The following is a 20,577-nucleotide window of genomic DNA, read 5'->3' on the forward strand; positions in this document are numbered from 1 at the left end:
GATCAGCTTCAATTGACTGCACACTCACTTCAGCGAACCTTCTCGTGTAGGAACTGGTGATCGGCATTGAACAGACGGAAGAAGCTAAGCATTACGACACAGACGGTGCCCATCGCGGTGGCGGATGCAATCAGGAACATAATGACAACTTGATACTTCACCGCCTGGATTGGCGGCATGCCCGCAATGATCTGACCGGTCATCATGCCGGGGAGGCTGACGAGGCCTACGATCATCATCGAGTTGATGATTGGGATCATACCGGTGCGGACACCATGCTGCATGATTCCACGAGCCGCTTCCCAACGCGTGGCTCCGAGAGCAAGCAGAGATTCGACTTGTTCGCGACGTGCGACCAGAGCTTCGGTGAATGAGTTCAGTCCGAGAGAGATGCCATTGAGTGTGTTTCCAAGCACCATCCCCAAAAGCGGAATGGCATACTGCGGCTGGTACCAATGGTCTACTCCCTGCAGCACGGCGAACAGGGCGAATGATGTCACAATCCAAGCACTGGCCCACACGGAGATAATTGTATTCAGCCAGATTCCCGGATAACGCCGCTTGTTGCGACTGGCAGCGGTTATGCCGGCGATGAGCGTCATCAAGCATCCGATACCAAGGACCACATACCAGCGATCCAGCCGAAAGACCCACTCAAGCACCAAGCCGACCAGCAACAACTGCACGACCGTTCGCAGACTTGCGAGAATCAAAGACCACTCCATTCGCAACCGAAGACCGATCGAAATGGCACCATTCACAATGATCAGCAATGCGGCCAACCCCACCTGAGAGTACGATAGTTCTACATAACCACTCATGTCGATTCCCTAGGTGATAGGACGCCAACTCTCATCTCCAAGACGCGATCGGCGACGCGTTGAGCCTGCTGCTGATCATGAGTGACCCAGACCGTGGCCCGTCGGTCAGGCTGTTGGTCGAACCATTTGTCAATGAGTTGTTCGATCGCGGTCGTTGTCTCTGCGTCAAGGGCCGACGTTGATTCATCGAGCAACAAGACTTCCGGCTCAAGCTGTATTGCACGTAGCAATGCCACAATCTGCGATTCGCCGCCGGAGAGGTCGCGTTGCCGCTTACTCAAGAACGATCCGTCCCGGTCCAGCGTCGCTAGCCACGCGTGAAGAGCATCGATGTCGAACTTTCGGGCACTGTGGATTTTCAATGAGAAGGGAAACCGTAAATTCGCTTCGACGGTTCCCTCCATCAGTGCTGGTCGCTGGTGCAAATACACGACCTGACTGCGGTAACCCGATATGTCTCGATGACTGATTCGCTCGCCATGCCAAACGATGTTACCACCGTCAAGAGGATCGAGCAGGGCTAGTGACCGTAGCAGCAGCGTCTTGCCACTGGCCGTCGGCCCGACAACGGCAATTCGCTCGCCCGGTTGGACCGTCAGTGACACGTGATCCAGCAGGACTTGCTTACCAGACCGGCGAATCAAATCGTTGGCCTGGAGCAGTGGCACACGGTTCTCATGGGAAATTGCGGCGGCGATTGGTTTATCCACGCGTTCGGGTCAATGTTGAATTCTCGTTCGGGCGTCTTCACGATGCTTCGCTTGCTGGCAGTTTATGAAAGAACTCCGCGGAACAAAATCGAACTGGTCTAAGGCGGATCAAGTCGTTCGCTCTAACACATGGCGTTCTAGCGAGGACTCCCGCAGCGAGTGTCCGTTCCCCACTTTTCCAAAGCAACTCGTCTTGCTGTCTCGTTCGTTTAACGCAGTTTCTTACGATGGCATCCGCCCAACAGGATGAACATCCGGTCCTGATCAGTGGTCTGGTGTCAAAAACACCGACACCGTTTCTTGGCCCACCAGTCCGACGACAAATGACGAATCTACTCGACCGACGTCGACAACGGAATTTCTAGACCGCGCGACAGCGACCTGGCTCTCAGTGAACCATTTGTAGGAACTTCGTGTCACCTTTACGTGCGTAAGCATAATGATCAAACGATTTCCGGAATGACAACAGCCGATGACGAATTTGTGCGGTCATTCGTTTCCTTTCTCCAAACCCCAAGGAACCCGATGATGGGTGCTTCTCATGGTGACTTCACCAAGTATCCCCGCACACCTCATCTATTTGGGTCCACGGGAACCGCCGACGATAAGCATCTTGGCGAAGCAGAGTCGCAGGCGTTTATCGCCGATGAGTCGTTGATTGTCGAAGAAAAGATTGACGGTACGAATGTCGGTATTCACTTCTCGGATTCTGGGGAAATGATTCTGCAATGCCGGGGACATCGAGTCACCGAAGGCATGCACCCGCAGTACGACTTGTTCAAACAATGGGCAGCCGTCAAACGGCATGTGCTCAAGGAGCAGTTGCAGGACCGTTTCATACTGTTTGGCGAATGGGTCTACGCCCGGCATTCAATCCATTACCGCAAGCTCACCCATTACTTCTTCGAGTTTGACATCTTCGACAAACAGCAGGAAATCTTTCTGGTATTGGAGGATCGGTTATCGCTGCTCGCCGGCACGGGAGTCCAAACGGTGCCCGTGATTCATACCGGCCGATTAAAACAGGATGGCTTGAAAGACCTGATCGGGCCGTCGCATTTCGACAGCCACTTTGACAACCCAATCACCAACCGCCCTGATAACCTGATGGAAGGTCTATACCTACGGACCGAAGCAGACGGCATGGTGACCGGACGGGCAAAGTTTGTACGGCCTGAGTTTGTCGAGAAGATCAAGCAAAGCACACACTGGCAGCATCAGCAGATGGTGCCGAACCAATTGGCCGAGCATGTGGATATCTGGCAATGAACTGGAAGCAACTCCAAGAATCCTCACTCGACGATATCACGGCTTGGGCCGAAACCCAGGCGTGGTGCCAGGCGATGGCGGACTGTGTTCAGGACGCCGGGTGGCATTCCGAAGGGGATGTCTGGACGCACACGAAGATGGTCCTCGAACAATTGCTCGACTTGGACGAATGGCCTTCGCTCTCGTCGCATGAACAGACCATCCTGGTTTTCACAGCAATTTTTCATGATGTCGCCAAGCCGTTGACGACCGAAATCGATCCCGAATCAGGGCGAGTCCGCTCCCCGAAACATGCCGTCAAAGGGGAACACGTCGCACGCAACATCCTGCGTGATCTTGGTTGTGATCTGGCAACGCGAGAGCAAATCGCAAGGATGGTCCGTTACCACGGGCGACCAGTGTTCCTGCTTGAACGCGATGAACCGACGCACGAAGTCGTCCGGTTGTCGTGGCTCGTTGACAATCGGCTGTTGTATCTGTTTGCTCTCGCGGACACCCGCGGCCGGGACACTGAATCGATGGCTCGGCCGGAGGAAAAACTCCACTTCTGGAAGCTAATGGCGGAAGAAGCGAACTGCTACGACCAGCCATATCCGTTCGCCACCGACCATGCCCGCTTCACGTTTTTCCAGCAGGGGGAGTCGAATCTGCAGTACGTTCCGCACGAGAACTTTTCTTGCACTGTCATGCTAATGGCCGGTCTTCCTGGTAGCGGCAAGGATACGTGGTTATCCAGAAATCGCAGCGAACTTCCAGTAGTCTCGCTCGACGAAATCCGTGGCGAACTTGGGGTTGATCCGACGGACAACCAAGGGCAGGTCGCCCAAACCGCGCGGGAGCGGTGTCGGGAGTTCCTACGGTCAGGAACTTCGTTTGCCTTCAACGCGACGAACACAATGCGGCAGACCCGTCGCCGCTGGCTCGACCTGTTTGCCGATTACAATGCGAGCATTGAGATCGTGTACCTCGAACCGCCCTATGAAACGCTGCTCCGGCAAAACCGAGCGCGGACCAAGTCCGTGCCTGAAGGTGTCATCCACAAGTTGGCTGAGAAATGCGAGCCGCCGACGTGGCTCGAGTGTCACCGGCTGGTGCTCAGCGACGGCAAGACCGATCGATGAGCTCGTTGATCGCCTCGCGGCGCCGGCCTCTCCATCAAGCGGTTGCCATGGAATTTCGTGTTCTCTGACAACCAAGTTTGCCATAGAATTTCATGAAATGGGGAAGTCTGGAAGAGTTCTTCCATCGATGGATTGGCCGACGCATGCTGCCTTTTTCATACTTCCCCGTAAAAAACGTCGGAACCGGTGCTTCGACGACATCGGGTTCGGCAGTTCTTCTCAGCAGCGACAGCTGATAAACTTGTCCTCGAAAGCACTGCAAGTATAATTGAATATTGATCCTTCCCCACAATCTCCCCAGATGCCCACAAGCCAGTTGACCTCACATACAATGGAAATGCCCATCCAACGCCAAAATTCGACAAACGCAGTCGCCGTTTCCAAACCATTCCTCAAGAAGTGGCTAGGAACGTGTCGCAACCTCGCTTTGACGACGATGTTTGTCTTTCTCGCGTTGACGCTGAACTCTGTGGGACACGCTTCCGAAACGGACGTCGTTCGTGAAAAAGGGGCACGGATTTGGAATTCGTCTTGTGTCGACTGTCACGGTGAAAACGGCGAAGGCGTGGGAGGCATCTATGAGTTGCCTCTCATCGGTGACGAAACGGCTGGTCAACTGGCCAAAGTCATCTCCGAAACGATGCCCAAGGACGATCCGAAAGCGTGTTTAGCCGAAGATGCGCAGGCGGTGGCTGAGTGGATGCACCACACGTTCTACAGCGAAGCGGCTCGTCTGCGAAACCGCCCGCCGCGAATCGAGCTGACGCACCTCACGAACAACCAGCTCAGGCAAAGTCTCGCTGACTTATTTGGTTATTCTCGCGGAAGTATGTGGCGAGAGAACAAGCACGGCGTAAACGCCAATTACTTTGACGGTTCTCGGTGGAAGCGGGAAAATCTGAAAATTGAACGTGTCGATCCCTACATCAATTTTGATTGGGGAAAAGACAGCCCAGGCGAAGGAATTTCGTCCGAAGCGTTCTACGTGAACTGGCGGACAGGACTCAAAGTCAACGAAACCGGTCGCTATGAGATTGTCGTGCGGTCGACGGCAGCATTTCGAATGCGGTTTGGAGCGTTTGATCGGCTGTTCATCGATAATCACGTCCAGTCTGGTGACAAGACGGAGTTTCGCAAATCGATTTTCTTGTTGGCGGGGCGTGTCTACCCTGTGCAGATCGAACTCTACCAACGGAAACGCAAAACCGAACAACCGCCGGTGACTGTCAGCCTGTCCTGGGTGACACCTCATGGTACCGAAGAGGTGATTCCGAATCGACATCTGCTCGCAACATCGCCGCCACCAACATTTGCCCTCCAAGCGAAATTGCCGCCCGATGACAGAAGCTACGGTTTCGATCGCGGGTTGAATGTCGATCGAACCTGGGACGAGGCGACAACGGGAGCGGCAGTCGAGTTCTCGAAGATTGCGAGCGAAGAACTTTGGGGAGAGTACCTGAAGAGACATCGGAAAGACGGCGGAGACGATCGGGCGAAATTGCAAGCGTTTCTCACCGAACTCGCTGAGTTGGCATTTCGGGGACCGCTTTCTGAACGTGAGAAACAGTTCTACATCGCGGACCAACTCAACGCGAGCGAAGACAATGAAATCGCAATGAAGCGGTCATTGCTGACCATTCTGAAATCACCGCGATTCCTGTATCCGGACCTAGATCGAGATCGAACGAAAAGTCGCCGAGTCGCAAATCGCTTGGCTCTGATCTTGTTTGACTCGCTTCCCACCGACCGGAATCTGTTGGAAGCCGCGGAGAAGGGTCAGCTCGAATCGGATCAGCAAATTCGTGAGATGGCCGGGCGAATGGTCCGCGACTATCGCTGCGAAGGGAAAACACGCGACATGCTTTTCGAATGGCTGAACCTGAGCCATCTGGGTGCCATTGAGAAAAACAGCGATCAATATGCCGATTTCTCCGGTGAATTGGTTGCCGACCTTAGAAAGTCCTTAGAGGCCACACTTGAGGACGCCGTTCTCCGAGCCGATGGGGACTTTCGCGACCTATTTCGTCCGGAAGCAAATTTCACAACAGCATCGATTGCTAGCTTCTACGGCGACGCTTGGTCGCTTACCGATGAATCGACGACAATCGAAGGAGATTTGCTCGGTCTTCAACCGATCGAAACGCTGGTAAAGATTCCGGCGAAGGCTCCGTTTGACCAAGGAGTTCTCTCCCACCCATACCTCATGAGTGGCCTCGCCTACTCGGACACGACTTCGCCGATCCATCGGGGCGTCTTCCTGATGCGGTACATGCTCGGTCGGATGTTACAACCGCCACAAGAAGCGTTCACGCCGTTCAGTCCCGATTTGCACCCGAATTTGACGACGCGAGAACGCGTTGCGTTGCAAACAGGCGGTAACACTTGCCAAGTCTGCCATTCGAAAATCAATCCATTGGGCTTTACGCTGGAGAATTTCGACACTGTCGGTCGATTCCGAAAACAGGAAATCGATCGACCAATTGTTTCGACCGGAAGCTACATCGATCGCAGCGGTCAGGAAGTTTCGTTTTCTGGGCCAGCGGATTTGGCAGAATATTTGGCAACCAGCAACGACGCCCACGAAGCTTTTGTGAGTCGCGTATTTCAACATTTCGTAAAACAACCGATTGCTGCCTACGGAGCCGAGACGCAACAACACTTAACCCAAAAATTTGTGGACGCTGATTTTAATCTTCACCAACTCCTCGTCGAGATTGCAGTTATTGCAACACAGCCTCCCGTAGCAACGCTCAACTCTCGAAACATTTCCTCCAAGTAAGGTCCCACCGATGACACACTACGAAACACGACGTGAATTCCTCAAAAAAACCGGATTGAGTGCTTTGGGAGCCCACCTTGCCATGGGACTTCCGAGCCTATCGCAGGCTGGCGTGTCATCTCAGCCGCGAAAGCAGAGGCTGATTTTCGTTTTCAGCCCGAACGGCGTTATTCCTCAGCATTTCTGGCCGGAGAAACTCGGGGCGGATTTCGAGCTGAAGAGAATCCTCAAACCACTCGAACCGTTCCGCGATCAAACCATCACGATGCACGGTGTCTGTAACCGGATCAAAGGTGACGGCGATGGTCACATGCGGGGTATCGGCTGTCTACTGACCGGAATCGAATTGTTTCCCGGCGATATCCAAGGTGGTTCCGATACGCCCGCAGGTTGGTCGATGGGGATTTCGGTCGATCAATTCATCAAGAACAAGCTTCAAGCAAACCCAGAAACCCGGACTCGTTTCGGTTCGCTCGAATTTGGCGTGATGGTGCCCGATCGAGCGGACACTTGGACTCGCATGTCCTATGCGGGCCCAAACCAGCCCATGTCGCCCATCGACGACCCGTATCAGATGTTCGACAAGCTCTACGGACAACAAAAAAACCGTCAGATTCTCGCGAGTGTTTTGGACGGAATCCAGGACGACTACCAACGGTTGTCGAAAATGATCAGCCGTGAAGATCGCCAATTGCTCGAACAACACCTGGAGATGACTCGACGACTGGAAAAAGACTTGTCCATCGAGCTGAGTTCAGACAAACCGCGAGCTAAGGAGTCTGCGACAGAAGTCGGGCATGCGGTTCCGACTTTGCCGCCCAATATCGAAGAGCAGAACGAAAACATGCCGTTGTTGAGCAAGATGCAAATCGATCTTCTCGTCAACAGCTTCGCGGCAGATTTTGCTCGTGTTGGAACCTACCAAATCACCAATAGTGTGGGGCAGCCGCGGATGAAGTGGCTGGGGATCGACGAAGGCCATCATACCTTGTCGCACGAACCAGATAAGAACGAAGAGGCTTACGAGAAACTGATCAAAATCAATACCTGGTATTGCGAGCAAGTCGCCTACCTGGCGAAACGGCTCTCGGAAGTGCCCGAGCCAGGGCAGGATGGATCGATGCTCGATCACACTACCATCGTCTGGACGAACGAGCTTGGCAAAGGAAACTCCCATACCCGCAACAACATTCCCTTCGTGATGGTTGGCGGCGGATTGGGCTGGAAGACGGGCGTTGCCCACGACTTCAAGGGCGTCACCCACAACCGCCTACTGATGAGCTTTTGCTCTGCGATGGGACACCCCGTCGAATCGTTCGGGAACCCTGACTTCTGCTCCGGTGGTGAACTAACAGGACTGGCATAGTCACACCGTCGGTTGCTCACCAAAGCAGTCGCGAACTTGATTACTGCGTGGTACGAGCCGGTTGACAACAACTGGCTCGTACCATTTTCGTTCGCTCATCCTCCTCACCGTAGGACCGATTTTCCACGTCGACAACCATCCGTAATGTCGCGGCACACATCCTCACGCGGTCTCTGCAACGCTGCTGCTAGTCGGTTCGACGAGAGAAATCTCAGCCCTCCGAGCAGAAACCGCTCCACACTGGCCCCACCTACCGATTCGGTACAGAACGACACCGCAAAGCCCGAACCGAACATTGGTTGTTGCGGACACAACCGAGCCCGAATGACCGACGGGGTATTTTCCAGGACCACTCGAGCAACAACAACGGGTGCGTGTTCAATTTGGAAGTGTTGCGTCACGTCACTGGACAAGGAAAGTTTAGTAGTCTCCGAAATCACATTCTCTGATTTCAGGCGACGACCGTTTGAATGGCCAAGGTCGTGGGGAAGCACTACAAATAGTTGGCTGTAGCACAGGTGCCCAATTTTATTCGAGTATCGATTGTGACCGTACTTCGACTCTCGATCACTTGGTGGAACGATTCGTGATGGAAATGCTAGTTCCCAAACCCGGAATCCGCCTAGGGCTTTGCTGCACGTTTCTTGAGGAGCCGATCAAGTTCCGCAACACAACGGTCAAATCGATCAAAGGTATGGATCGCGAACCCGCATTAGCGAAACTTTCCAACCTATGCATCTCCAACGCTGAGGCATTGCTGGCGTCGCTCCATTTTTGTGTCGAGAACGGCATTGGCTGCTTCAGAGTCAACAGCCAAATACTACCGATCAAGACACACGCCGAATGCGGTTACGACATCCATGACCTACCAGATGGCGAGGAGATTATAAACCGCTTCAAGCACTGCGGCGAATTCGCTAAATCGCATGGTGTGCGAACGTGTTTCCATCCCGATCAATTCGTCGTATTAAATTCTCCACGGCCTGATGTCGTTGATCGCTCGATTGCAGAACTCGAATATCAGTCCGAAGTGGCCGAGTGGATAGGGGCCGACGTCGTAAACATTCATGGCGGCGGGGCGTATGGCAATAAACCTGAATCTCTGGCCCAATTCGCCACCTCTCTTGGTCGGCTGTCCGAAAGAGCGAGAAGCCGATTGACCGTCGAAAACGATGATCGCACCTTCTCCCCATCCGACTTACTTCCCATGTGCCTGTCGGAAGGAATTCCGCTGGTCTACGACGTTCATCACCACCGCTGCAATCGAGACAATCTGACGGTGGAGGAGGCCACGGCACAGGCAATCGCCACATGGAATCGAGAGCCGATGTTTCATCTCTCCAGTCCACTTGAAGGCTGGAAAGGGCCGAAACCAAATCGTCATCACGACTACATCAACATTGTGGACTTTCCTGACTGCTGGCGTGATGTCGAATTGACTATCGAGGTCGAAGCGAAGGCGAAAGAACTGGCGGTATTGAAGCTCAAGAAACAATTAGCGGATCGCTGGTTCGTGTACATCTTACGGTGCGCTGACGGGTCACTTTACACCGGAATCACGAATGATCTGAAACGGCGAATCGAACAACACAACGCCGGAACTGCATCACGCTACACCCGCAGTCGTTTGCCGGTGACTCGCGTGTATCAGGAAGAGCAGAGAAATCAAAGCAGTGCCTTGAAGCGGGAACTGGCAATCAAGGCCCTATCCCGGAAGGCAAAGGAAGATTTGTTAACATCGATGGAAGACTGACTGCTTCGACATCTTGCGGAATCTCCATCTGGACATGACTCACTTACCATTCGACTACGAACTCGATTTCGACAACATTGACTTTCGAGAGCAGCCCGAACTTTACCGAATCGGAAAAGGTGAGCAGGGCGTACTCCTCGTCGAACCCTACAAAAGCGAGATTCTCCCGCATTGGCGATTCAAAACGGAAGCCGTGGCGGAGCAGTCGTCCGGTGTGATCTATCAAATGTTTCTTGACTACTTAGCCGCTGACGATTTTGTCGGCGCAGATATGGCTCGAAAATTTCTGCAAATGGGTTGGACTCGGGCAAGACGCTACGCCAACCATAAAGGCGGTCGAAAATACGACAAGGAAACCGGCGAAGAATTACCAAGAACCAACGATCCAGAAAAAGCGGCGGCAGCGCAAGTGTTCTATGCTAAGTACGTCGAAGCGAGGGAGCACAAAGACTACCTTCGCATGAAACAACAGCACCGAGATCGTCACGAACAGTCAACCTAAGCATGTCCGCTCTTCAACAAGACGGCTTCCAATACGAACAACGCCCGATGCATTCTCCCGGCCGCGGGGCCGGTCATGGCGACCAAAACCGGCGTCGCAACGACAGATAGCCGAAGAGGGTGATCCAACCATTGCGATAGTCCCGTGCGTTGTGACCGTTGTCTCTGAGACGGTATTTGGTGGTCCACGTCTTCGCATCTCTTGCCGATCGAGCCGAAGTAGACGCTATTCGTCATTGCGGGCAGGTCGTACAATTGGCCCGGTCCAATACAATGATCCAGTGTCAAAAGAGCGAATCGCGGGAAGCACGGATGGCGGTCGAGTCTTCGGAACAGAATCACTTTTTCCAAAGCCAAGAACTAATGCAGACGGCTCTGGCTGCCGCTCGGATGGTCGCATGGCAATGGAACATCGCCGACGATCGAATCACGTTCTCGGAAAACGCCGCCGAAGTCCTTCGTCTGCCCGATGATTTTTCTCGACAGCGGCGATCCCAATGGTTGGCTCTTGTTCATCCGGACGATGTCGAGAGGCATCGGGCGATCGTCGACGAAAGTGTCGAGCATGGCGGTAGGTATGACAGCCATTTTCGTCTGATTCGTCCCAGCGATGGGTCGGTTCTGTGGGTCGAGGAGCAGGGGGAAGCTCAGCGTGATGACTCAAGAAAAACCATCCGATTGACCGGCGTGATCCGCAACATCACCGAGCGAAAACTGGCCGAGCAGGAGCTTCAACAAGAACGCGATTTACTGGGCGTGACGTTGGATAGCATCGGCGATGCAGTAATCACCACTGACGCAGAAGGCCGCGTGACTCTGCTCAATCCGGTCGCGGAAACCTTGACCGGCTGGTCTCGCTCAGACGCCTTGGGCCAACCGTTGACCGCTGTGTTTTCGATCATCAACGCGAAAACTCGTCAACCAGTCGAGAATCCCGTGGAGAAAGTTCTGCGGGAAGGTGTAATTGTCGGGCTGGCGAATCACACGGTCTTGATCTCGCGAGACGGCAGTGAATGCCCGATCGACGACAGTGCCTCTCCGATTCGCGACGACGCAGGAACGATTATCGGAGTCGTCCTGATCTTTCGAGACGTGACCGAGCAACGAGAATCGCAACGGCAAGTCCGCGAGAGTGAACGGCGTTATCGACTGATTAGTGAAGCGGCTAACGACGCCATTTGGGATTGGGAATTGGTCACGAACCAAGTGACGTGGAACGAAGGTGTGCAAACCCGCTTTGGCTATACGGCCGAACAAGTCGGTCCGGAAGCGAATTGGTGGGTTGAACACATCCACCCCGACGATCGTGAGCGAGTCGTTCACGGCATTCACGAAGCGATCGAAGGTGGTCAGGAGCGGTGGAGTGCGGAGTACCGTTTTCTGCGAGCGAACGGTGATTCCGCCTTCGTCTTCGATCGCGGTCGAGTTGTGCATGACGAGAACGGTCGGCCGATCCGAATGGTTGGCTCGATGCTCGATCTCACCGAACGCATGCGAACCGAACAAGCCTTGCGCGAGAGTGAAGAACGGTTTCGAGCCGCGGTGAGCGTCGTCAGCAGTTTGATCTGGACCAACAACGCCGAAGGTCAGATGGAAGGCGAGCAACCCGGTTGGGGGAACTTCACCGGGCAAAGTGAAGACGAGTATCAGGGCTACGGCTGGGCGAACGTCGTGCATCCTGAGGATGCCCAGCCAACGATCGAGGCCTGGAATCAAGCGGTCGCTGAGAAACGGTTGTTCGAGTTCGAGCACCGTGTCCGTCGCCGGGACGGCCAATGGCGAGAGTGTTCGATTCGGGCAGTCCCTGTCGTAAACGGTGAGGGCGAAATCCGCGAGTGGGTCGGCGTGCATACCGACGTCACCGATCGCAAACAGGCCGAAGCGGCCTTGCGGGACAGCGAGGAGCGATATCGCACTTTGTTCGAGTCGATCGACGAAGGGTTCTGTATCGTCGAGATGATGTTTGACGACGCCGGTCAGCCGATCGATTACCGGTTCCTCGAAATCAACCGCGTCTTCGCGCAGAACACCGGACTGCAAGATGCAGCCGGTAAGACCGCGCGAGAACTGGCCCCGGAACTGGAACCGCATTGGTTTGAAATCTACGGTCGAGTCGCGACCACCGGCGAGCCAGTCCGTTTCATCAACGAGTCCCCGACGCTTGGACGCTGGTTTGACGTCTTCGCATCTCGGATCGGAGAGCCAGAGGCCCGCCAAGTTGCGATTCTCTTCAGTGATATTACCGAACGCAAACGGGCCGAATCCGAACAAAAACGGTTGCTCAAAGAGATCGAGACCGAACGCGAACGACTAATCGATGTGTTTCAACGGGCTCCGTCGTTCATGTGTGTTTTGACCGGTCCGAACCACGTGTTCGAGCGAGCCAACGATCGATACTACCAAGTTGTCGGGCACCGCAAGCTGCTTGGTCTTCCCGCACGAGAGGCACTTCCTGAAGTCGAAGGTCAAGGATTGTTTGAGTTGCTTGACGGCGTGTACCAGACCGGGGAACCGTTCGTCGGTACCGATATGTCGGTTCTCCTGCAACGACAGCCCGGCGATCCGCCCGAGGAACGGTATCTCGACTTCGTTTACCAAGCTCTGCGTGGCCCTGATGACACAGTCACCGGCATCCTGGTCCAGGGAATCGACTTGACCGATCGTAAGCTCGCTGAGGCGGCGTTGCGAGAGAACGAACAGCGATTTCGCACGTTGGTCGAGCAAGTCCAAGACTACGCGATCTTCATGACCGACGTCGATGGCCGTGCGACGACTTGGAACGAAGGCGTCCGTCAGGTGCTGGGTTTCGAGGAGTCCGAGTTTCTGGGCCAAGACATCGTATCCACCATCTTCACTCCCGAGGATGTGAAGGCTGGCGTTCCTCAACGAGAGTTGGACGAAGCTGCAACTAATGGCAGTACCGGGAACGATCGTTGGATGCAGCGAATGGATGGCACGCGATTCTTCGCCAACGGCATCACCTCGGCCTTACATGACGAATCGGATCGGCTGATTGGTTTCATGAAGGTCATGCGGGACCAGACCAAGCAACGACACCTGGAGGACAATCTTCGACAAGTGGCCGCTGACTTGTCTGAAGCCAATCGGCGGAAGACAGAGTTTTTGGCCACGCTCGGCCACGAACTCCGTAACCCGCTAGCTCCCATTCGCACGGGCTTGGAGGTGATGAAACTGTCAATGGGCGACCCGGTGGCTATGGAAGAGACCCGCAGCATGATGGAGCGACAGACTCGCCAAATGGTGCGACTCATCGACGACCTGTTGGATGTCTCTCGGATCACACAAGGCAAGATGACACTCCAAACTTGCCGGGTGGCCCTCAACGATGTTATGCAGAGTGCAGTGGAAGCCGCTCGTCCCTTCATCGACGAGGCCAACCACGAACTGACCGTGACCATGCCGTCCCAGACGATCCACCTCAGTGCCGACCCCAACCGCCTGGCTCAAGTCTTCTCGAATCTACTCAACAATGCCACCAAGTACACACCAGAGGGTGGTTGCCTCGAACTGACTGCTCATCATCAGGACCACCAGGTGTGTGTCACTGTGAAAGACAACGGCATTGGCATTCCGATGGAGTTGCAAGCCGGCATTTTCGAGATGTTCAGCCAAATCGACCAACCGTTGGAGAAAGGTTATCGGGGGCTTGGCATCGGACTGACATTGGTCAAACGGCTTGTCGAAATGCATAACGGCCGAATCGAAATCCGCAGCGCAGGTGCGGACCAAGGCAGTGAGTTTACGGTGCGACTGCCGATTCTGACGGATTCTCCTGCCGAGAAACCTGAGTCGCCAGTCGATCGCTCTGTTGCCGAGAAGTCGAAACTTCGCGTACTGATCGTCGACGACAACCAAGCAGCCGCAGACATGCTAACGGTGGTTGTCAAGATGCTCGGAAACGAGGTGCAGACGGCTTATGACGGTTCTCAAGCTGTCCGATCGGCACAGACATTCCGCCCGCATGTGGTCTTGATGGATATTGGAATGCCAGTCATGAACGGCTACGAAGCTGCTCAGCACATCCGAACTCATGAGTGGGGCAGCGACATGATTCTGGTCGCGTTGACCGGTTGGGGCCAGGACGAAGATCGACAACGCACCGAAAATGCGGGATTCGACCACCACTTCGTCAAGCCTGCCGAACCGGACTCCCTGCAAAAACTGTTTGCCGAACTGGCCGACCGGATCTGACCCGAGCTGCTGATCGACATTCGTGATTCCCTCTCAAACACTGATATTCGGAACTTTGCCCCCATTCTAATGGGAAAACGGCGTCTAAGTGTTAACGGTACTCACGTTACTGAAGCCAACGTCGATGTCGTTCTGCGGGCATACGATTATACGATGAGAAATGCCCTTTAGATAACCACCAGATTGGCGGAGAAGACAGGGGAAACTCGGAACGAGCAATCATCCGTCGTATAACAAGGTAAGGCGATGCTGACCTCGATCGCGACTTCTAGCGATGATTGCCATTCATAGCCGAATCCCTCGGATTTCCGTTCCGATTGCAACAACAAATGCAGAATAGCGGAGCGATTAACGAAGCACGCCGACTTAGTCCTTAGTGGACCAAGTCGGCGTGTCGTAACTTTTTGTCACTTCTGACGTTAAAAATGGACGTGACAGGACTCGAACCTGTGACCTCCACGATGTCAACGTGGGACCAACATTGTTTCCCTAGGGTTTTTGGGGTATATTTCGCCTTCGTGGGCAATTTCCTGGTCAGATTGCCCACGAAAAGTTGCCCACGGGACTCCGAAGAGGAACGCAAGAAATGCCACAGGAAAAGATCAAACTGGGGAAACCGGAAACGTTGCCGAGCGGCAAAGTCAGATGGCGGAAATCGTACAACAAACAACCTTGGAAGTCGTCTGCTTACGATCAGGAGTCACGCCGAAATCGTTCGTTGGCATGGCAGGAGTTCATCGAATGGCGGGAGAAGATCAAAGCCAAGATTGAACAGGAACAAACCGCTGACGTCGATTTGCAAGCTTTGCCGAAAGAAGGTTTCGGGAGCTTGCGGGACATTGCTTTGCAGAATCTCGGTTTGACCGATTTCCAGGCGACCGAAGCTCGAAAGAATACCGCCGAATCCGAAGTCTATGAAACGTCGAAACTCATCGACCAATGGCTTGTATTCCGGCTCTCCGACGTCCGATCGAAAGAAATCACCGCAGGAACGCTCGACAACAACCGAAACCAATTGCAGAAGTTCGCCGATTTCTGCCCGAACATTCTTCACGCCGATGGCATGAAGTTCCTCGAATTCCGAGCCAAGCTCCAAGATCAAATTGCTGAAGGCGCATCGGAGTTTACCGCCCGAGATACGCTTACGACGACGAAGAATTTCCTGGAATGGTGCGGAGACACGGCAAAGGTTATTGAGCCGATTTCGAACTTGCGGAAGCGGGGGACCGGAATCAGAGTTCCGAAGAAACGAATAATCAAAATCTGGAGCGACGAAGCCGTTGAAGACTTATTCCGTGTCGTCGATGGTCCGAAGCGACTCTTCTACTTGCTCATGTTGAATTCAGGATGTTACGAAGGCGACGTTGGAACTTGGCGGCATACTGCAACCGACGACAAAGGGAAAACCTTCAATACCTTCGATCCAGAAGCCAGAACAATCAGGTTCAAACGTCGGAAAGAGCGGGATGAGGAAGGCGTTCCGACCGTCACGTATCGTCTCTGGGACGAGACTTTCGAACTCTTGGAGAAATATAGATCCAATCATCCCGAATATCTTCTGACGTCCGAAGACAACACGGTTTTGTACATTGAAGAACTTCACAACGACAAAACCAAGAAGAACAAACGGAAGCGAAAGAACCTGATCGGTCGGCAATTCGGTCGATATCGCACGAAACTGAAGAAGAAGGATTTTTGGGGAACGCTTGAAGACTTACGAAAGACCGCAATCACCAAGCTTGACGGTCACGACGAATTCGCCCGCTACGCTCAGTATTTCGCAGGTCATTCGCCGAGAACGATCACGGATCAATTTTACCGTGTTCCGAGTCAGGATCGGTTCAACGCCGCTGTCGCTTGGCTCGGCGAACAGTTCGGGTTTCCGACGACTGCACAGTGACTTCTTCGGTTCTGCTTCGACGAAAAGAACCCCGTCGCCGAATGGCGACGGGGTTTTGTTGTTCGTAGTCAACTCCAAAACTCTCTCCACTCATTTGCAAGTAGGTCATGGACCAACACGATTTGATCCTCAAATTCGTTCGTGTCTGGATTGAACGGCGAAATCGTGTATTCGACGACTTTGTCGTCAGTCAAAAATTCACGACCATAGTCGTCCTCCGCAGTGATCTCGACTGCTTTGGCGAAGACACTCCAGTCGTCTGTAATCCTTGCTGCTTCGCCTTCAAAAAGGTGCCAATCATCAAATACATGGTACGACGGCAGGATATCGAAATTATCTAACGTCACCGGATCGTCCTTGATGAATTCAATTAGCCGCTGGACGAGTTGGTCTACCGTAGGTTTTGGGTTTGCTGTCTTCATTTTCTGAATCCTACTAGATTTGAATTGTCAGAATAGGATACCGAAATCAAAAACTAGCTCAAGGCCGACATTTCAGATTTGCGCTTTACAATAGGGCGTGAAGACTAGAGCGGTCTACAATCAATCGGAATTGTTGTTTTCGACTCCAAAGAAACAGCTTCAACTCCATCACGGTATGGAGTTGAAGCTATTGCAGGCAACCGATCCACTTTATACAGCGGGGGCTTCCCCCGTGAAAAGTGGGTATTCTTAGTTCCTTCTTATTCAGTTGTCCTTATCAATCTTCTTTTTCGAACTTAGACAGAAGACAATCAGAGTGGTCAACTAATTGTCTTATCGCTTATTTCACTTCTGACCGGAGTCAGTTTCACATGGACCAGGACGCACCCCCGCATGATAGGATATACCTAATCGTCGCCTGGTTTTCTGCTATCTGTTACTTGCTCCCGTGACGGCAATTCAAAGTTACTTCCTTATTCGTCTGCACAAGGCTCAGGAATAGAAAAGATATGTCTCCTACTGTTTCCAATAGGATCAAGCCATATCCAGAGTTCTTTTTCTTGCATGAAAGATGCAAAGGCGAAAGTTCTCGGCAAACATAACCTGGACAACAAGAGTATATTAGTAATCTCGTCAACCAATTCCTATAGCAATTCAAAATACCTTCAATTTTTTCCCATCCCCCAAGGCTTTGACTTTCACCTTTCCAGAACATTGTAGACGCCTTCAAGGATTGTAGAGCAGAATGAAAACGTCTTCCTTTTAGACCGGATCAAGACTATAGTTCTCAAATCAAATTCAATCAAAAGGAGTTGCAGACATGCAAATCATAGAAACAACAATAGAAACGGAAGATTTTCGCTGGCTATCAGGAAAAAGGCCGGAGCGAAAACCTTCGTCGGGCATTCGAGTTACCAAAGACCATTTGGCACAAACGAAATCTTGCCATGCATATTTGACCAAAGCAGTTGAAGAACTCAAGGACGAAGACGTCTATTCGTTCTCGGATGGCGAAACGATGTACGATTATCACCTTTGGCACTATCCAACGGCAAAGAAGACGGAAAGATTCTGGTACGTGAAGCAATGGGACTTCGAAACGAAAACAATTCGCCTGAATCGGCAAGAAATCGAAGAAAACGGACGACTGATCCATAAGCCGTCAAGAGGCTGGTACACTGAGTTCCAACTCGGAAAAACAGTCCGCCCGAGAATCGAAAAGATTCAGAAAGGAATGGCGGCGTCAATCAAGGGATTGGAGAGGAGACTCGAAATATGGACCGCACGACAAAAAGAAAATCCTAACGGTTGGTACGCCGACTAGGACTCCTTTGATTGCCCACCCCATCGCCTCTCGGCGATGGGGTTTTTCCATGCGCAGAACGACCAAACACCAACAAAGTCACTTCCTAAACTCAAACATCCCTTCAAACTCAGGCATCCGCCAAACCAAGAGTCGGGCATATAACGGCGCATACTGATTTGGCAGCTTATATGTTTCTTCATCCGACGAAGTCACGATTTCGTATCGAAGAACATGCCAAATGGCATTTGCTGAAATCGTGCCAACGCCCCGATCCCGCCATTTCTCGGCGAGCCGAAGAAATCCGCCATATATTTCTGGTCGCTCTTTGTGATATTGCCAGAACTCATATAGCTTGTCTTTTGAATATGCCCCGAAGAGCGATCTGAATCGTTGATTATCCATGCTAGTATCTATGCACGGACAAACGAAAAGTTAGTAACTATAGATACGGTAGGCCAAGAGTATGACTTCTGTTGGCTGTGATCCAACTGCCCCCGCTCCGAAAGGAGCGGGGTTTTTCTATGCGCATAGAAATCAATCAGTTCGAACTATATAGATAAAATCACTTTACCAAAAGGAAAAACTAATCATGGAAAACAAGACGATCAAATTGACGATACAATCTGCAAAGGAAGATAGACAGAAGGCAGGGCTACTTACAATCGCTGAAGCTGCCGATGAACTCGGCGTGTATCGGAACGAACTGTGGTATCGCCAACGAATCGGCGATTGCAAAAGGCCAGAGTACCGAGTCGAAGGAAGAACAAGACTGTATTATCACAAAGACGACTTGCCCGAACTCCAAAGTTACTTTTCCAAGAAATAAATCGACCCGAAATTACTAACTAACTATATGAGAAAAATCGTAACATCATTTTGCCTATCGGAAGAAGAATTGGAAGAAATCAAAGACGAAGCCAAGACGCAAGGCTTGTCGATGTCGGCTTTTATTCGTGGATTGTTCAAGATGTTTCAAGCGGCGAAGGCCGAGAATTTGGAAGCAAAGAATCGAAAGCGGTAGTAGAAAAAATCAACGTGTCAGGCTCAGTGCGTTCAGGCGGTTTCTAACTGGATAAGTTTTAGAGTATCCTGCCTCAATTGGTCTTCTTCCTTCTTGATTGCATTCAGGAATTGCATGAATTCATCGGAAGAGTAGTAGTTGCCGCCTTTCTTCATGACGCCAATATTGGCTTTTGACGCAAGCACATTGAGTGCCATCAATCGTAGAGACGCTTCTTCTCCAATATCTGCCAAAGTACGCTCGTTGATCTTTTCTGCGTATCCCTTCAGTCCAGTCAGGCGAAATATAATTTGCGAACTGTTTTCTGAGAATTTGCGGAAGTCGCTTTGCGTGATATTCCCCCCCTCCCATGTTGTCCGATACTTTCCGATGTGTTGTGAGTTTGCCGAAAGCGCAGTGGCCATTTTGCGCTTTATGAAGGCGAAACTTGTATTTTCGCTTTGCGCAATTAGATCGTGAATTTGTGGTTGGAGGCATTCGCTTAGATGTTCTAGTTCCAGATATCTTCCAGCCGCAGCAGATTCTGGTTCTCGATAAGACTTGTCGAAGTGCATGTCTGTCGTCTCGGCATTGGCTAATGTCTTCAAGGTATCCAGATAGGAGGTAACAAACATCAGCGATACTTGCCGTTGTAATTGTGCTTCCGACTGCTCTTGGGCTGTCGCACTTCTTTCGTATTGTTCACGGGATTCCCTGAGTTCGAATCGTTGCAATTCGAGTTCGTGCTTCTGCATTAGCATAGTTACGATTACACCTGCAAATGCCAATCCAGAGAGAATGGCGTTTACGAAGCCGAATGAATCACCGAAGGTTCCAGCGTTATTCGGTGGAGACTTTACGAGCCAGGGAACGATTCCTACCTGGAGTGACACGTCGATAACGATTGCGAAAACGATCAACCAGATTCGCAAATTGATTGGATTGGGACGTGGAAAGTCAAAAAGATTCTTCTTGTCTCGCATGATGTCTTTATCGGAGAAAAACGATAGGGCTGTTCTCTCAGATATGATCACAATTGATCGTGATTCCGCAAGCGACAAGCAGAACGCCCACAAACTTTCGTTTGTGGGCGTTCTGAAGGAATTTGAAAACCATATCGATTTTATCCAGCGTACCGACGCCGAGCGGCCCGGCTTTGTTCAGGGACCGAAACCGGTTCGACGTCTTCTTCCGGTTCAAGATAGTATTCGATGGCAGACAAGCTATCCGTCTGGCGGATCAATTCCGAATAGACGCCAGCGAACAGCACGGTTGCCGCAAACGTACCGAAGGCATAAGGCGTAAACGTTGCCATGCCGAAGACCGAGCCAACAAGCGACAGACCGATTCCGAGCGAAATCATAAACCGAAGAGCGACAGGACCATTTTTCTTCATCTTTCCAACCTTTCTCGAATA

Annotated in this window: 18 protein-coding genes and 1 tRNA gene; 11 read left to right on the top strand and 8 right to left on the bottom strand. The window is 52.2% G+C overall.

All coding sequences use genetic code 11. From position 1 onward, the window contains the following. Nucleotides 1–29: 29 nt before the first annotated feature. Both G6R38_RS04680 and G6R38_RS04685 read right to left on the bottom strand, forming a co-directional pair. Nucleotides 30–821: an ABC transporter permease gene (locus G6R38_RS04680; protein ID WP_166820488.1), complete on the bottom strand. Its 792-nt coding sequence runs from the start codon at nucleotides 819–821 to the stop codon at nucleotides 30–32. Continuing rightward, the gene (locus G6R38_RS04685) at nucleotides 818–1,531 is read right to left on the bottom strand and encodes an ABC transporter ATP-binding protein (RefSeq protein ID WP_206028458.1); all 714 of its coding nucleotides are present in this window, start codon (nucleotides 1,529–1,531) and stop codon (nucleotides 818–820) included. The genes G6R38_RS04680 and G6R38_RS04685 overlap by 4 nt, the downstream gene beginning before the upstream one ends. A 459-nt stretch (nucleotides 1,532–1,990) precedes the next feature. On the opposite strand from G6R38_RS04685, the gene G6R38_RS04690 reads away from it, so the two are divergent. The 6 genes from G6R38_RS04690 (at nucleotide 1,991) to G6R38_RS04715 (ending at nucleotide 10,321) form a co-directional block, all read left to right on the top strand. Next, nucleotides 1,991–2,800: an RNA ligase family protein gene (locus G6R38_RS04690; RefSeq protein WP_240928069.1), complete on the top strand. Its 810-nt coding sequence runs from the start codon at nucleotides 1,991–1,993 to the stop codon at nucleotides 2,798–2,800. After that, nucleotides 2,797–3,921 carry an AAA family ATPase gene (locus G6R38_RS04695; RefSeq protein WP_166820489.1) on the top strand — a complete coding sequence of 375 codons (1,125 nt, stop codon included), beginning with the start codon at nucleotides 2,797–2,799 and terminating at the stop codon, nucleotides 3,919–3,921. Before G6R38_RS04690 ends, G6R38_RS04695 begins: the two co-directional genes overlap by 4 nt. Nucleotides 3,922–4,222: 301 nt before the next feature. Continuing rightward, the gene (locus G6R38_RS04700) at nucleotides 4,223–6,700 is read left to right on the top strand and encodes a DUF1588 domain-containing protein (protein ID WP_166820490.1); all 2,478 of its coding nucleotides are present in this window, start codon (nucleotides 4,223–4,225) and stop codon (nucleotides 6,698–6,700) included. A gap of 10 nt (nucleotides 6,701–6,710) precedes the next feature. Continuing rightward, entirely contained in the window at nucleotides 6,711–8,066 is a 1,356-nt protein-coding gene (locus G6R38_RS04705; protein ID WP_166820491.1) for a DUF1552 domain-containing protein, read from the top strand. Nucleotides 8,067–8,655: 589 nt separating this feature from the next. Beyond that, the gene (gene uvsE / locus G6R38_RS04710) at nucleotides 8,656–9,819 is read left to right on the top strand and encodes a UV DNA damage repair endonuclease UvsE (RefSeq protein WP_166820492.1); all 1,164 of its coding nucleotides are present in this window, start codon (nucleotides 8,656–8,658) and stop codon (nucleotides 9,817–9,819) included. A 34-nt stretch (nucleotides 9,820–9,853) separates the two neighbouring features. Further along, nucleotides 9,854–10,321 carry a DUF4385 domain-containing protein gene (locus G6R38_RS04715; protein WP_166820493.1) on the top strand — a complete coding sequence of 156 codons (468 nt, stop codon included), beginning with the start codon at nucleotides 9,854–9,856 and terminating at the stop codon, nucleotides 10,319–10,321. Here G6R38_RS04715 and G6R38_RS04720 read toward each other — a convergent pair. Beyond that, the gene (locus G6R38_RS04720) at nucleotides 10,318–10,557 is read right to left on the bottom strand and encodes a hypothetical protein (protein WP_166820494.1); all 240 of its coding nucleotides are present in this window, start codon (nucleotides 10,555–10,557) and stop codon (nucleotides 10,318–10,320) included. The genes G6R38_RS04715 and G6R38_RS04720 overlap by 4 nt on opposite strands. 75 nt (nucleotides 10,558–10,632) lie before the next feature. Here G6R38_RS04720 and G6R38_RS04725 point away from each other — a divergent pair, with 75 nt between their 5' ends. Then, entirely contained in the window at nucleotides 10,633–14,532 is a 3,900-nt protein-coding gene (locus G6R38_RS04725) for a PAS domain S-box protein (RefSeq protein WP_166820495.1), read from the top strand. A gap of 426 nt (nucleotides 14,533–14,958) precedes the next feature. On the opposite strand, the gene G6R38_RS04730 is transcribed toward G6R38_RS04725, so the two are convergent. Further along, nucleotides 14,959–15,029, bottom strand: a tRNA-Val gene (locus tag G6R38_RS04730). Nucleotides 15,030–15,118: 89 nt separating this feature from the next. Here G6R38_RS04730 and G6R38_RS04735 point away from each other — a divergent pair. Next, complete coding sequence (locus G6R38_RS04735) at nucleotides 15,119–16,432, top strand: site-specific integrase (protein ID WP_166820496.1); 1,314 nt, start codon at nucleotides 15,119–15,121, stop codon at nucleotides 16,430–16,432. A 68-nt stretch (nucleotides 16,433–16,500) separates the two neighbouring features. Here the strand turns inward: G6R38_RS04735 and G6R38_RS04740 are convergent, their stop codons facing one another. Beyond that, nucleotides 16,501–16,854, bottom strand: a complete 354-nt coding sequence (locus G6R38_RS04740; protein ID WP_166820497.1) for a hypothetical protein — start codon at nucleotides 16,852–16,854, stop codon at nucleotides 16,501–16,503. Between the two features lie 820 nt (nucleotides 16,855–17,674). Here G6R38_RS04740 and G6R38_RS04745 point away from each other — a divergent pair. Next, on the top strand, nucleotides 17,675–18,178 hold the full coding sequence (locus G6R38_RS04745) for a hypothetical protein (protein ID WP_166820498.1): 504 nt from the start codon (nucleotides 17,675–17,677) through the stop codon (nucleotides 18,176–18,178). Between the two features lie 191 nt (nucleotides 18,179–18,369). Here the strand turns inward: G6R38_RS04745 and G6R38_RS04750 are convergent, their stop codons facing one another. Then, nucleotides 18,370–18,507: a hypothetical protein gene (locus G6R38_RS04750; RefSeq protein WP_166820499.1), complete on the bottom strand. Its 138-nt coding sequence runs from the start codon at nucleotides 18,505–18,507 to the stop codon at nucleotides 18,370–18,372. Nucleotides 18,508–18,749: 242 nt separating this feature from the next. Here G6R38_RS04750 and G6R38_RS04755 point away from each other — a divergent pair, with 242 nt between their 5' ends. Beyond that, complete coding sequence (locus G6R38_RS04755) at nucleotides 18,750–18,986, top strand: hypothetical protein (RefSeq protein ID WP_166820500.1); 237 nt, start codon at nucleotides 18,750–18,752, stop codon at nucleotides 18,984–18,986. Between the two features lie 27 nt (nucleotides 18,987–19,013). Then, a complete protein-coding gene (locus tag G6R38_RS04760; protein WP_166820501.1) occupies nucleotides 19,014–19,181 on the top strand; it encodes a plasmid mobilization protein in 168 nt (55 codons plus the stop codon). A gap of 32 nt (nucleotides 19,182–19,213) precedes the next feature. Here the strand turns inward: G6R38_RS04760 and G6R38_RS04765 are convergent, their stop codons facing one another. Beyond that, nucleotides 19,214–20,143, bottom strand: coding sequence for a hypothetical protein (locus G6R38_RS04765; RefSeq protein ID WP_166820502.1), 930 nt, complete (start codon nucleotides 20,141–20,143; stop codon nucleotides 19,214–19,216). 140 nt (nucleotides 20,144–20,283) lie between these two features. Continuing rightward, nucleotides 20,284–20,556 (bottom strand): hypothetical protein, encoded by a 273-nt coding sequence (locus G6R38_RS04770; protein ID WP_166820503.1) that lies wholly within the window; start codon nucleotides 20,554–20,556, stop codon nucleotides 20,284–20,286. Between the last annotated feature and the right edge of the window lie 21 nt (nucleotides 20,557–20,577).

The organism is Thalassoroseus pseudoceratinae, assembly GCF_011634775.1.
In the GTDB taxonomy this organism is placed as follows: domain Bacteria; phylum Planctomycetota; class Planctomycetia; order Planctomycetales; family Planctomycetaceae; genus Thalassoroseus; species Thalassoroseus pseudoceratinae.